The organism is Leucobacter manosquensis (assembly GCF_018304845.1).
Taxonomy (GTDB): Bacteria; Actinomycetota; Actinomycetes; order Actinomycetales; family Microbacteriaceae; genus Leucobacter; species Leucobacter alluvii.
The window spans coordinates 530,692-543,335 of the sequence record NZ_JAFEVO010000001.1 but is presented as its reverse complement, the minus strand read 5'-3'; the positions used below and the strand labels follow the sequence as shown (position 1 = coordinate 543,335).

10 protein-coding genes are annotated in these 12,644 nt (G+C 69.2%); 2 read left to right on the top strand and 8 right to left on the bottom strand.

What is annotated here, in order from left to right; translation table 11 throughout:
- Position 1: 1 nt before the first annotated feature.
- The 5 genes from dnaJ to lepA form a co-directional block, all read right to left on the bottom strand.
- The gene (gene dnaJ / locus JSQ98_RS02480; protein ID WP_090148524.1) at positions 2-1,105 is read right to left on the bottom strand and encodes a molecular chaperone DnaJ; all 1,104 of its coding nucleotides are present in this window, start codon (positions 1,103-1,105) and stop codon (positions 2-4) included.
- A gap of 53 nt (positions 1,106-1,158) precedes the next feature.
- Positions 1,159-2,196, bottom strand: a complete 1,038-nt coding sequence (hrcA, locus tag JSQ98_RS02475; RefSeq protein ID WP_090148521.1) for a heat-inducible transcriptional repressor HrcA — start codon at positions 2,194-2,196, stop codon at positions 1,159-1,161.
- A gap of 143 nt (positions 2,197-2,339) precedes the next feature.
- Positions 2,340-3,566 carry a radical SAM family heme chaperone HemW gene (hemW, locus tag JSQ98_RS02470; protein ID WP_211648216.1) on the bottom strand — a complete coding sequence of 409 codons (1,227 nt, stop codon included), beginning with the start codon at positions 3,564-3,566 and terminating at the stop codon, positions 2,340-2,342.
- A gap of 48 nt (positions 3,567-3,614) precedes the next feature.
- Positions 3,615-4,571 carry a DUF1990 domain-containing protein gene (locus JSQ98_RS02465; RefSeq protein WP_211648215.1) on the bottom strand — a complete coding sequence of 319 codons (957 nt, stop codon included), beginning with the start codon at positions 4,569-4,571 and terminating at the stop codon, positions 3,615-3,617.
- On the bottom strand, positions 4,568-6,421 hold the full coding sequence (gene lepA, locus JSQ98_RS02460; protein WP_211648214.1) for a translation elongation factor 4: 1,854 nt from the start codon (positions 6,419-6,421) through the stop codon (positions 4,568-4,570). Before lepA ends, JSQ98_RS02465 begins: the two co-directional genes overlap by 4 nt.
- Before the next feature lie 92 nt (positions 6,422-6,513).
- Here lepA and JSQ98_RS02455 point away from each other — a divergent pair, with 92 nt between their 5' ends.
- Both JSQ98_RS02455 and rpsT read left to right on the top strand, forming a co-directional pair.
- A complete protein-coding gene (locus JSQ98_RS02455) occupies positions 6,514-7,431 on the top strand; it encodes an MOSC domain-containing protein (RefSeq protein ID WP_211648213.1) in 918 nt (305 codons plus the stop codon).
- Positions 7,432-7,601: 170 nt separating this feature from the next.
- The gene (rpsT, locus tag JSQ98_RS02450) at positions 7,602-7,862 is read left to right on the top strand and encodes a 30S ribosomal protein S20 (RefSeq protein WP_200329152.1); all 261 of its coding nucleotides are present in this window, start codon (positions 7,602-7,604) and stop codon (positions 7,860-7,862) included.
- 74 nt (positions 7,863-7,936) lie between these two features.
- On the opposite strand, the gene holA is transcribed toward rpsT, so the two are convergent.
- The 3 genes from holA to JSQ98_RS14935 are packed head-to-tail and all read right to left on the bottom strand — an operon-like array spanning position 7,937 to position 12,531.
- Positions 7,937-8,968, bottom strand: coding sequence for a DNA polymerase III subunit delta (holA, locus tag JSQ98_RS02445; protein WP_211648212.1), 1,032 nt, complete (start codon positions 8,966-8,968; stop codon positions 7,937-7,939).
- 9 nt (positions 8,969-8,977) lie between these two features.
- A complete protein-coding gene (locus tag JSQ98_RS02440) occupies positions 8,978-11,533 on the bottom strand; it encodes a ComEC/Rec2 family competence protein (protein WP_249290701.1) in 2,556 nt (851 codons plus the stop codon).
- Positions 11,530-12,531 carry a ComEA family DNA-binding protein gene (locus JSQ98_RS14935; protein WP_249290700.1) on the bottom strand — a complete coding sequence of 334 codons (1,002 nt, stop codon included), beginning with the start codon at positions 12,529-12,531 and terminating at the stop codon, positions 11,530-11,532. The genes JSQ98_RS02440 and JSQ98_RS14935 overlap by 4 nt, the downstream gene beginning before the upstream one ends.
- Positions 12,532-12,644: the final 113 nt, after the last annotated feature.

Sequence of the window (12,644 nt, the reverse complement as noted above, 5' to 3'; positions counted from 1 at the left end):
CTCAGCCCTGACGGAAGAAGCGGTCGCGAATCTTGCCGAAGAAGCCCTGATGGAATTCGCCGAGGTGCGGAGCATCGTCCTTGCGCAGCGAGGCGAGCTGCCGCACCAGATCCTTCTCCCGATTCGAGAGCTTCGTCGGCGTGGCGACCTGCACGGCGATCTTCAGATCACCGCGCGTCGTGCTGCGCAGTCCCTGGATCCCGCGACCGCGAACCGTGAGCATGTCTCCGGATTGCACCCCCGGCTCGACCTCGACCTCGACCTCGCCGTCGAGGCCCGCGAGCTTCGCATCGGCGCCGAGAATCGCATCGGTCATGGAGAGCTGCATCGTGCACAGCAGGTCATTGCCGTCACGGCTGAAAATGTCGTGATGCATCACGCGGAACTCGATGAACAGGTCGCCGTTCGGCCCGCCGCCGGGGCCCACCTCGCCGCCGCCGCGCATCTGCAGGCGCGTGCCGGTGTCGATGCCGGAGGGAACCTCGATGGGGAAGGTGCGGCGCTCGCGCACGCGCCCCTTGCCCGCGCACTGCACGCAGGGATGCTCGATGATGGTGCCGTACCCCTGGCAGCTGCCGCACGGGTGCATGGTGACCACATTGCCGAAGAGCGACCGTACCTGGCGCTGCACCTGCCCCTGGCCACCGCAGACGTCGCAGGTGACGGGATGCGTGCCCGGCTGGCAGCAACTGCCCTGGCAGACTTCGCAGAGCACCGCCGTATTCACGGTGATCTCGCGCTGCGTGCCGAAGATGACGTCTTCAAGCGAGACGTCGACCCGGATCATCGCGTCGTCCCCGCGCTCCGAGCGCGAACGCGGACCGCGCTGACCCGCACCGCCGAATCCGGCGCCGCCGAAGAAGGTCTCGAAGATGTCGCCGAACCCGGCGGCGCCCCCCTGCGAGCCGCCCATGTCGTAGTGCTGCCGCTGCTCGGGGTCGCTCAGCACGTCGTACGCATGCGTCACGCTCTTGAACTGCTCGGCCGCGTCCTCGCTCGGGTTCACGTCCGGGTGCAACTGGCGTGCCAGCCGCCGGTAGGCCTTCTTGATCTCTTCGGCGCTCGCTTCGCGGGAGACGCCGAGGGTCTCGTAATGATCGGCCACGCTATATCGCTCCTCAGGTAGGGGTGTCGTCGGGTGGGCAGGAGGAGCGGCGGCTACCGCTCCTCCCCCAAGAATCGGTTGAGGTAGCGCGCGATCGCGCGCACTGTGGCGATGTTGCCGGCGTAGTCCATACGCAGCGGCCCCAATACGCCGAGTTTCGAGATCGCGATGCCGTCCTCGTACTTCGACGCGATGATCGAGGTCTCTGAGAGCCCGTAGGCCTCGTTCTCACGACCGATCGACGCCGAGACATCGCGGTCGTCGTGCACCAGCTCGCCGAGAAGTCGAAGCAGGGTGACCTGCTCCTCAATGGCTTCGAGCACGACGGGCAGCGATCCGGCGAACTCGCCATCCGGTCGGGAGAGGTTCGCGGCGCCAGCAACGGCGATGCGGTCATTGCGGTTGGCCTGCAATTGCCCCGACACCACCGCGAGCACGCGGCGCACGAGATCGGACTCGTCTGGTTGCGACCAGAGCGGCAGATCCTCCACGAGACGCGTCACCGCACCCGCAGCCGTCTCGACGTCGCTGCCCACCGCCGCATCGGCGATGCGCTGCCGGAGGCCGTGCACCCACGCCTCCGTGACGCGCGAGGCTGGAAGGAGGGCCACCTGCTGCTCCACCACTCCGCTGCCGAGAATCAGGACGCTGAGCACCCGATCCTCGCCGATCGCGACGAGGTCGATGTGACGCACGACCGTGCGGCGCAGCGACGGGTACTGCGCGACCGCGACCTGGTTGGTGAGCTGGGAGAGCATGCGCACCGTGCGCGCCATGACGTCGTCGAGGTCCGACGACTCGCCGAGGAAGCGCTCGATCGCGGATCGCTGCGCCGAACTCAACGGACGAATGCGTGCGAGCGTGTCGACGTAGAGCCGGTACCCCTTGTCGGTGGGCACGCGGCCCGAGGACGTGTGCGGCTGCGCAATGAGCTCGTCTTCCTCGAGCAGGGCCATGTCATTGCGAATGGTCGCTGCGGAGACGCCGAAGCTGTGGCGGTCGACGATCGCCTTCGACCCGACGGGCTCGTTCGACGACACGTAATCGCCCACGATCGCGTGCAATACCGCGAGGCTGCGCTCCGAAACCATCGCCCCTCCTGACCCTGGCACTCACTTGTTCCGAGTGCCAAGTCTAGCGCAGGCACGGTGGCATGCGACCGCTACCGCTCCCAGCGAACACGGTCGTGCGAGGGGTCCACGAGCGGCGTCCCGCAGCCCCGACGGGGATGGGATCAGCCGCCCAGCAGTCGGTGCACGACGGTGTCGGCGAGCAGTCGCCCGCGCAGCGTGGGAACGAGGCGTCCGGCGATCGCGGCCCGCCCGTCGAGGAGCCCGTCCGCGATGAGCTGCGGGATCGAGCGACGTTCGTCGGCGCTCAGCACGTCAGCGGGAAGCCCGTCGACGATCCTGGTCTCGAGCAGGATGCGCTCCTCTCGCCGAGCCGCCTCCGACAGGGTCTCGCGCGAATGCGCGGGCGAGACGCCCTGCGCCATGCGCTGCGCGTATGCGCCCGGATGCTTCACGTTCCACCACCGCACTCCGCCCACGTGGCTGTGGGCTCCGGGGCCGGCCGCCCACCAGTCCTCACCCGTCCAGTACGAGAGGTTGTGGCGCGACCGCGTCTCCGGCGAGCGCGACCAGTTGCTGATCTCGTACCAGGAGAAACCCGCCTCCGCGAAGCGGGCGTCGGCGAGCTCGTACATGTCGGCGTGCAGGTCCTCGTCGGGGGCGGCGACCTCCCCGCGTCGGATCTGCGCGGCGAGCTTCGTGCCGCGCTCGATGATCAGCGCGTAGGCCGAGATATGGTCGGGTTCGCAGGCGAGCGCTGCATCGATCGAGCGCTCCCAATCGGCGAGGCTCTCGCCCGGCGTGCCGTAGATGAGATCGACGCTCACCTGGAGCCCGGCATCGCGCGCCCACTGCGTGACCAGCGGCACGCGCTCAGGGGTGTGCGTGCGGTCGAGCGTCGCGAGCACGTGCGGTACGGCGGACTGCATGCCGAAACTCACGCGCGTGAATCCCGCGTCGGCCAGCGTTCGCAGGTACTCGGCGTCGACCGAGTCGGGATTCGCCTCCGTCGTCACCTCAGCCCCGTCGGCCAGCCCCCACTCAGCCCGGATGCGCCCGAGCATGCGAGCGAGATCGTCGGCCGGCAGCAGCGTCGGCGTGCCCCCGCCGAAGAACACGGTCGATACCTGCCGTTCCGGAAGCCCGGCGAGTCGCAGCACGCGGCCGCCCAGGGTCAGCTCCTGCTCCACCTGCGCGGCGTAGTCGCCCCGCGAGGTGCCGCCGAGCTCACTGGCCGTGTACGTGTTGAAATCGCAGTATCCGCAGCGCACTCGGCAGTACGGCACGTGCACGTACACGCCGAAGTTGCGGGCATGCGCGCCGACCGCGACCTCGGGTGGGAGCGCGCCGTCCTCCGGGGCGGGGTCTCCCTCAGGCAGCGCGCTCGGCACGGCGGTCTCCTGATCCTGCGTTCCACTCGGGGCAGAACAGCCCCCTCATCACGACCGTCTACTGGGTCGGCGCTGGTGAGTCGGGCCGTTCGCGTCGGCGCCCGGCAGATGGCCGGGGGCGTCGTCTTGCTCCGCGATGCCGTCGGACGCCTGCACAGGCTCGACCTCGGGCTCGGCCACAACCACAGGCTCGGGCACAACCTCAGGCTCGGGCTCGGGCTCGGGCTCGGGCGGAGCCTCGGGCTCGGTCGCCTGTACGGGCTCGGGCGCAGCCTCAGGCTCGGCATCCGGCGCCGCATCGACAGCTGGCTCCGCCGCGGGGGTCTCCGCCTGCGCGGCCGGGCCGAGATCCGGAACGGGCTGAGCACCGGGAGCGAGCGCGGCGATCCCGCGCTTGACGGCATCGAGCGCGGCACGGACGTCGGCGCGGCCGCGCAGGCCGAGCAACCCGTTCTTCGGCGCTGCGACGAACCCGCGGGCGACGGCCCACACCGTATCGTCGGCGCGGAACTCGATCAGGAAGAGCTGCTCGCCGACAGCGCCGGCTTCGTCACCGGTCCCCCACGCGAACCCGACCCGGCGCTCCTCGTCCACGGTGTACACCACGAGCACGTTTCGGGGATCCTGCCCCTCGAAGTGCAGCACCGCGGTGGTTCCCGCGACGATGTACGGTTCGCCGTCTGGGCCGAACTGCTCCTCGACCTCACCAGCGGCCTCCGGCATTCCGTCACCGTTGAAGCTCGGGCCCACGTATTCCGAACCAGCGCCTCGAACGATGTCGGTCACACGCACGCCGGATCCGCGCTGCGCGCCCCAGGTCATCAGCAGGCTGGACGCGATCAAGAATCGCTCCTGGCCGCTTCCGAGGCGGAGTTCCTCCTCGTACGGGGTCATGCCCTCGGGCGGGAACCGAACGATGTCGGGGTCTTTCGAAGCTCCGACGGCCGCATAAGCGACCGGCATCTCCACGTGGCTGCTGCGGCGGGCCGGCTGATCCTTGCTCATCGCTTGCCCCCTTCCTTCCCCTCCACATCCCCGGAGAGCGCGGCGATGAAGGCCTCCTGCGGCACCTCGACGCGGCCCACCATCTTCATGCGCTTCTTGCCCTCTTTCTGCTTCTCGAGCAGCTTGCGCTTGCGACTGATGTCGCCGCCGTAGCACTTCGCCAGCACGTCCTTGCGGATCGCGCGAATCGTCTCGCGGGCGATCACGCGCGCGCCGATCGCGGCCTGGATCGGCACCTCGAACTGCTGGCGCGGGATGAGCTTGCGCAGGCGTTCGGCCATCATGGTGCCGTACGAGTATGCGTTGTCGCGGTGCACGATCGCGCTGAAGGCGTCGACGGCTTCGCCCTGCAGCAGAATGTCCACCTTCACCAAGTCCGCCTCCTGCTCGCCCATGGGCTCGTAGTCGAGGCTCGCGTAGCCCTGGGTGCGACTCTTCAGGTGGTCGAAGAAGTCGAAGACGATCTCGCCGAGCGGAATGCTGTAGCGCAGCTCGACGCGCTCGCCCAGGTACTCCATTCCCATCAGATTGCCACGGCGGCTCTGGCAGAGCTCCATGATCGCGCCGACGTAGTCCTTGGGCGCCAGAATGGCGGTCTTCACGACGGGCTCGCGCACGCTCGAGATCTTGCCATCGGGGTACTCCGACGGATTCGTCACGGTGATCTCGCGCCCGTCGTCGGTCGTGACCTGGTAGATCACGCTCGGAGCCGTCGCGATGAGGTCGAGATCGAACTCCCGCCGCAGGCGCTCGGAGATGATCTCGAGGTGGAGGAGCCCGAGGAAACCGCAGCGGAATCCGAAGCCGAGAGCCACTGAGGTCTCCGGCTCGTACTGCAGCGCAGCGTCTTCGAGCTTCAGCTTGTCGAGCGCCTCGCGCAGCACGGGGTAGTCGCTCCCGTCGAGCGGGTAGAGCCCCGAGAAGACCATCGGCTTCGGGTCGGTGTACCCGGGCAGCGCCTCGGTCGCCGGCTTGCGCTTCGCGGTGACCGTGTCCCCCACCTTGGAGAGCCGCACGTCTTTCACACCCGTGATGAGGTAGCCCACCTCGCCGACGGCGAGTCCCTTCGTCGGCGTGGGCTCGGGTGCCGAGACGCCCACTTCGAGGGCTTCGTGCTCCGAGCCGGTCGACATCATCTGCACCTTCTCGCGCGGCGACAGATTGCCATCGATCATGCGCACATAGGTGACGACACCGCGATACGGGTCGTAGACGGAGTCGAAGATCATCGCGCGCGGCGGCCCATCGGCGCTGCCGACCGGAGCCGGGATCCGATGCACCACGCTGTCGAGCAGTTCTTCGACACCGGCGCCGGTCTTCCCCGACACCTTCAGGATGTCTTCGGGACGGCCGCCGATGAGGTCGGCGATCTCACGCGAGACGCGCTCAGGATCGGCCGCAGGCAGGTCGATCTTGTTGAGCACCGGGATGATCTCGAGATCGTTCTCCATGGCGAGGTAGAGATTCGCGAGCGTCTGCGCTTCGATGCCCTGCGCGGCGTCCACGAGCAGGATCGCCCCTTCGCACGCCGCGAGCGAGCGCGAGACCTCGTAGCTGAAGTCGACGTGCCCCGGGGTGTCGATCATGTTGAGCGCGAAGTCGCCCGCATCGGTCGCCCAGTGCATGCGCACCGCCTGCGACTTGATGGTGATGCCGCGCTCGCGCTCGATATCCATGCGGTCGAGGTACTGCGCGCGCATCTCGCGATCGGGAACGGTGCCCGTCACCTGAAGCATGCGGTCGGCCAGGGTCGACTTCCCGTGGTCGATGTGCGCGATGATGCAGAAGTTGCGAATCTTCGCGGGGTCGGTCGACGCCGGTACTGGAGGGTTCAGGCTGCGTGGAGACATTGTTCGCAATTATCGCACGCGCGGGAGCGGGTTCGTGCGCCGGACACGACGCCGCATTCCCCGAGTCCGGTCGTTCCTGCGAGAATATGCAAATGCCTCGCGTCGTCGCCCTGTATCGCTACCCCGTCAAAGGATTCACTCCGGAACGCCGCGAACGACTCACCGTGCAGCGCGACGGGCGCATCGTCGGCGACCGGGTGCTCGCCTTCCGCTTCGCAGAGGCAGCGCTTCCCGAACAGCGCGACGGGCTCGACTACTGGCCGAAGGCGCACGGCCTGGCGCTCCAGGACTTCCCGGCCCTCGCCGCATTGCGACTCGAGTTCGACGCTGCCGAGCGCCATGTCACCATCTTCAGCGGCACCTCCGTCATGGTCTCCGCCGCGCTCGATGACGCCGGCCGCAAGCACCTCTCCGATGCGGTGACCGAGTTCGTGCTCGGTACGCGTGAGGGGAAGCGGTTGCAGCGCCCCGGCAGGCTGCCGCTCGCACTCGTCGGCGACGGCGAGCACGCGCGGTTCCAGGATCGCGAACAGGGCTACGTGTCGCTGCACGGCCGCGCCAGCGTACTCGCACTCAGCGCAGTGATCGAGCGAACCGACGGCGGCACTCCCGAACTCACCGCCTCCGGGGGCGATCCCGATCCTTCCAGCGCGACAGACCCCGCACTCGATGACCGCCGCTTCCGTTCGAACATCGTCATCGACGGCGTCGAGGCCTGGGAGGAGCTCGAGTGGCGCGGGGCGGTGCGCATCGGCGAACTCGAGTTCCGCACGGCAGAGCCCATCGTCCGGTGTCTCGCCACCCATGCGAACCCGGAGACGGGCGCACGCGACGCACGGGTGCTCACCACCCTGACCCAGCGCATTGGGCAACGGGAGCCGACGCTCGGCACGCTCCTGCTCCCCCGCGAGCTTCCGGCCCCCATGCCTGCCGGAACCGAGCTCGGGAGCGCCGCCTGGGGCGACATCCGGGTCGGCGACGACGTCGAGCTGATCGCGGGCGCGCTGTAGTCCCGCCGCGGCGCGCCGATGCCGCGACCGCACGGCCACTGGGATCGACGCCGAGCTTCTGCTAGACTCGGTTCTTGGCTTGCGTGTGGTTCTTACCACACCACCCGTAAGGTGCCCTCTCTCACCGCGCGGAACAACCCGTCAACCGGATCTAAAGGACACATCTCAACGTGGCAAATATCAAGTCGCAGATCAAGCGCATCAAGACCAACCGCAAGGCGACCGAGCGCAACAAGGCGTACAAGAGCGAACTCCGCACCGTCGTGCGCGCAGCTCGCGAGGCGATCGCAGCCGGCGACAAGTCGGTAGCCGAGGCCAAGCTGAAGACCGCCGGCCGCAAGCTGGACAAGGCCGCCTCGAAGGGCGTCATCCACAAGAACCAGGCCGCGAACCGCAAGTCGAAGCTCGCCGCTCAGGTGGCATCGCTCTAACTCGCATTCGCGATCGATTCAGGCCCTGCTTCGGCGGGGCCTTTTTCGTGCACTGGCGCACTGCACTGGCAGTGCTACACGCGCCCGCGTTTCGCTACGAACAAGAGATACTTCTCGAGCGCGTACTCGGGGTCCCGACTCCCGCCTTTCAACCGCCACTCGGTTTCTGCGGCGAGATCGATCGCACGAGCGAGATCTTCTTCGCGCCAGCCACGCACTTCGCGCAGCGCTCGATCGACCTGCCACGGAGCCATGCCGAGCTCCTTCGCGAGCTGTCCCCCGGATCCGCCGGCGCCGTAGACGCGGGCCATCGCGCGCACCTTCATATTGAGTGCGGCGAGCATCGGGATCGGATCGGTTCCCGTCGAGAACGCCTGGCGGAGCAGCACGAGAGCGTCAGCCGCACGACCGGCCGTCGCGGCGTCGGCCACTCTGAACGCATTCGTCTCGACGCGGCCCTCGGTGGCGCGTGAGACCTGATCTTCGGAGATTCTGGTGCCGACGTCCGAGACGAGTTGCCCGATCGCGCCGGCGAGCTCGCCGATCCCACCCGAGAACGCAGCTGCGAGCTGGCGGGCCGCCCCCGGGGTGACCTGGGCGCCCAGTCGGCGAAACTCGGCCTGCACGAACGCGAGGCGATCCTGATCCTTCTTCACCTCGGCGCAGACCACCTCGATACCGCCGCCGGTTCCGCCGCGCACGAGATCGAGCAGCGCTTTGCCGCGCTGACCGCCGACGTGGCGCAGCACCAGTGTCGTGCCATCCGCCGGCCCTGCGACGTACCGTTTCGTGTCTTCGAGGAAGGCGTCGGAGCACTTCTCGACGCCCTCGACGCGAATCAACCGCGGCTCTGCGAACAGTGACGGGCTCGCGATCGTGAACAGCTCGCCCGCCGTGTACGAGGCGGCGTCGACGTCGTGCACCTCGAGATCGCTGTTCACCTCGAGCAGTGCGGCGCGGATCGCTTGCGTCGCTCGATCCGCGAGAAACGCCTCGGGGCCGGAGATCAGCACGACCGCAGCCGGCTGCGCCTCGCTCCAATCGAGCTGCGGGATCTTCGTCTTCGCAGACGCCGCTCGCGGAGCTGCCTTCCGTGCCTGTGCCACCCGTCCAGACTACCGTTCACTCTGCTCCTCGCTCGACGCTCCACGCTCGGCCCAGACGTCGAGCGTGCCTGGATCGCCGCTCACGGCGATCGACCCCAGCTCGTCGGTCCGCAGAACCGTGGTGCTGGTGCGGCGGAGACCCTCGATGACGGACGCGGTCGGATGCCCGTACCCGTTGTCCGCACCGACCGAGATCAGTGCGACCTCGGCAGAAGCCGCGGTGAAGATGTCGGAATCGTGATCCGAAGAGCCGTGATGCGCCACCTTGACCACGTCGACGTCGAGATTAGCGCCCGTCCGTTGCAGCGCGAGCTGCTCATCCTCTCCCGTATCGGCGAGCAGGAGCACCGACGTCGCACCCGCCTTCACGCGCAGGACGAGACTCGCGCTGTTCGTATCGGCGGGAGTCGCCCCCGACTCCGGCGCCAGCACCTCCCAGTGCAGACCGCCGAGCGCATCGATCATGCCGCTTCCACCCACCTGCGTGCTCACACCTGCCGTCTGCAGCGAGGCGCGTACTGGGCGCACGTCGCCGTCCTCGCGATTGCTCGGTGCGATGAGCGCGCGATCCACCCGATCGACGATCGCGCTCAGCGCGCCCACGTGGTCCCGGTCGTCATGCGTGAGCACGAGGATCGCGATGCGGCGCACTCCGAATCGCTCCAGGCACGAGTTGAGCCGCTCGGGGTTGTCGCCGGTGTCCACCAGCATCACAGTGTCGGGGGCCCGTGGGTCTCGCAGCAGCAGCGCGTCACCCTGACCGACGTCGCACGCGACCACGCTCCAGGTATGCGGAGTCGTGAGCCGCGCGGTCGTCGGGGCGATGAGCGTCGGCCCGAGAAATGCTCCGAGCGCACCGCAGAGCAGCGCCGCAATCCAGACGATGGTGCGGCGCGGGCGCGGCACGTTCCACCCCCACGGGGTTCTCCCGCTCGTCACTGGTGCGCCAGGGGAAGGCGCACCCGGATCCCGGTCCGCGTGCTCGCCGAATCGACGCTCGAGGAGCCACCAGGCGACGAGTACGGCGATTTCGACGCCTGCGAGCAGCGCGGCGCCTCCCCACCCGCCTGGCCACGCCCACCTCGCTCCCGGGAGCGCAGCCGTGACCTCTGCGGTTGCGACGACCCAGCTGGCAGGCATGCTGGCGAGCCACACGCAGGCGTGCGACACCTCGGGGAAAAGCGGCGCCGCGAGGAGGGCGAGCAGCCCGAGCCCCGTACTCCAGGGGGCAGCCGGGGCTGCGAGCACGTTTGCGACGAGCCCAGCTGCGGGAAAGCCGGACTGCACGAGCAGCAACAGCGGCCCGCACGCGAACTGCGCGGCGATCGCGACGGCAACGGGAAGCCTGACCCACTGAGGGCTCGGGAACACGCGTCCCAGCAGCAGCATCACGTCGGGAACCCACAGCAGAATTCCCGCGGTCGCCGCGACGGAGAGCGCGAATCCCGGCTGGAGCGCCTGCCACGGATCGTGCACGAGCAGCGCGAGGACGGCGAGCCCGAGACCGGGAAGCGCGATGGCGCGCTTCCCCCCGAACGATGAGAGCAGCACGACCGCGGCCATCACTCCCGCCCGCTGCACGCTCGGATCCGGCCCGACGACGGCCACGAAGCCGGCCAACGCCGAGCCTGCCAGCGCGATCCGGGCGCGACGCGGCACGCCGAGCCAGCCCGACACCGTGAAGACGGCGGCCACGACCAGCGCGCAGTTGGCGCCCGACACCGCCACGAGGTGAGTGAGCGAGCTCTCCCGCATCTGCTGATCGAGGTGCTCCGGCACGAGCGACGTGTCGCCGACGGCGAACCCCGGCACCAGTTCGGCGCCGGGCACGGCGGCCGCCGCTTCGCGCAGGCCGGCGCGGAGACGGGCTGCAGCGTGCGTCGTGACGGCGCGAATCGTCGCCGATGCGCTGTCTGCGCCGTCCGTCGCGACGGCATCGAAGGATGTGACACGGACTCCGTACCTGGCAGACGAACCGGCGTCGAGTGAGACGAGCGTGCCAGACGCCAGCGCGAGCGTCCCCGGCCCCCAGAGGTTCGCGTCACCACTGCGGTCACCCGGTTCATCAGCACCGGAGGGGGGCGAGCCGGAGCGGGGCGAGTCGGAGCGGGGCGAGTCGGAGCGGAGCGAGTCGGCTGCGAACCAGAGCACGACGGGCATGTCGCCGCTGGCCGACCGCGCGACCGCGGGCGCCCACGACGACCGTCGACCGCGCTCGTCGATCGATGTCTTCGGGAAACCTCGCAGCTCGATGTCGAGCGTCGTCGCACGCGCGCTCGTTGCGGTACGCGCGAATTGCGGATCCTCGCGCACCTGCTCGAGCGCATCGATCCGCGCCCCGAGCACGACGAGCATCGCACAGGCGATCCCAGCACAGCGAAGGACGACCGCGCGCCCGCGTGCACGGACGCAGCCGATCGCGACGACGCCGATGCCGAACGCCGCGACTGCGAGCCACCGGCCACAGCCCGGGACCAAGATGGCGCTCGCCACGAGTGCCCATGCCAGGACCGCGGGGGCGAGTATGCGCCAACGGCCCGACGGTGATCGAGATGCGTCGTTCATAGCACCACGAGGTCTCGCAGCCCGTCGAGCGTCTTCGCCCCGATACCGGGCACTTCGAGCAGCTGATCCACCGAGGTGAACCCGCCGTTCGCATCGCGCCAGTCGATGATGCGCTGCGCGAGGGCCGGACCGATACGGGGAAGGGTCTCCAGATCGGCGACCGCGGCAGTATTCAGGGCGATCGCGCCCGCTCCAGTTCCAGCTCCACTGCCGCCCGTCGTCGCGCCAGGCACCCCTCCTGGGCTCGGGCCAGCAGCGCTCGTGTCAGCCTCGCCCGCGGCGGCGCCGTTCCCGGCCGCGCCCGATGGGTTCGCCCTCCAAGCCGCGGCCAGCGCGGCGTCGGGCACGATCAGCTGCTCGCCGTCTGCAACCGTCCGAGCGAGATTGAGGACGTCGAGCACCGCAGCATCGGTCGCTCCGCCAGCCTTGTCGATCGCATCGGCAACCCGGGATCCCGCGGCGAGCTCGACGACCCCGGCGGTGTGCACCTCTCCCACCACATGCACCAGCACACGCGCCCGCGAAGCATCTGGGCCGTCGCCGTCGCCGTGCTCGGGCACCGGCCCGGATTGGGCTCCGCTCGTCGACCCGCCGTCCGCTTGCTCGCCCGCAGTCTCAGACGAGCTCGCCGCAGCGTCCGCGCCCGCGGTGGCCACCACGTGGCCTCGAGCCATCGTGATGCCGATAGCCACCGCGACGGCCGCGACGAACACCAGCGCTCCGACGGTCACGGGCACTGCGATCCCGCGGCGTATCCGCTCCCCGATCCTCGTGCTCGGCTCCCACCGGAGCGCCGGCGCGGCCCGCGCGTTCGTCCGGTCGCTCGCCTGCCAATGCCCCCGCGACAGCACTGCCTCACTGGTGAGGAGTGGGCGCGTGTTCAGGTCGGCGTCGCCGCGCGCTTCACTGGCCACTTCACCGACTGCTTCGCGGGGCTCGCCCGACTCGCCGGGCTCGGCGGGCCCGCCAGTGCCATCGGGTGCTTCGTGCTTCCGCATGCGAACACGCTAGGTCGCGAGGGCGCCCGCGCTGCCGCTTCGTCGCCAGCAGTGGAAAGGTCAGCACCTACGGCCACTGGCGCTCCCTTGTGAGCGGAGTACGCGCTCCATCC

What these genes read in the sequence shown, in the direction of transcription:
- JSQ98_RS02440 (WP_249290701.1), bottom strand. Translation starts at nt 11,533, where the DNA reads ATGAACGACGCATCTCGATCACCGTCGGGCCGTTGGCGCATACTCGCC.
- JSQ98_RS02465 (WP_211648215.1), bottom strand. Translation starts at nt 4,571, where the DNA reads ATGAGCAAGGATCAGCCGGCCCGCCGCAGCAGCCACGTGGAGATGCCG.
- JSQ98_RS02455 (WP_211648213.1), top strand. Translation starts at nt 6,514, where the DNA reads ATGCCTCGCGTCGTCGCCCTGTATCGCTACCCCGTCAAAGGATTCACT.
- lepA (WP_211648214.1), bottom strand. Translation starts at nt 6,421, where the DNA reads ATGTCTCCACGCAGCCTGAACCCTCCAGTACCGGCGTCGACCGACCCC.
- hrcA (WP_090148521.1), bottom strand. Translation starts at nt 2,196, where the DNA reads ATGGTTTCGGAGCGCAGCCTCGCGGTATTGCACGCGATCGTGGGCGAT.
- JSQ98_RS14935 (WP_249290700.1), bottom strand. Translation starts at nt 12,531, where the DNA reads ATGCGGAAGCACGAAGCACCCGATGGCACTGGCGGGCCCGCCGAGCCC.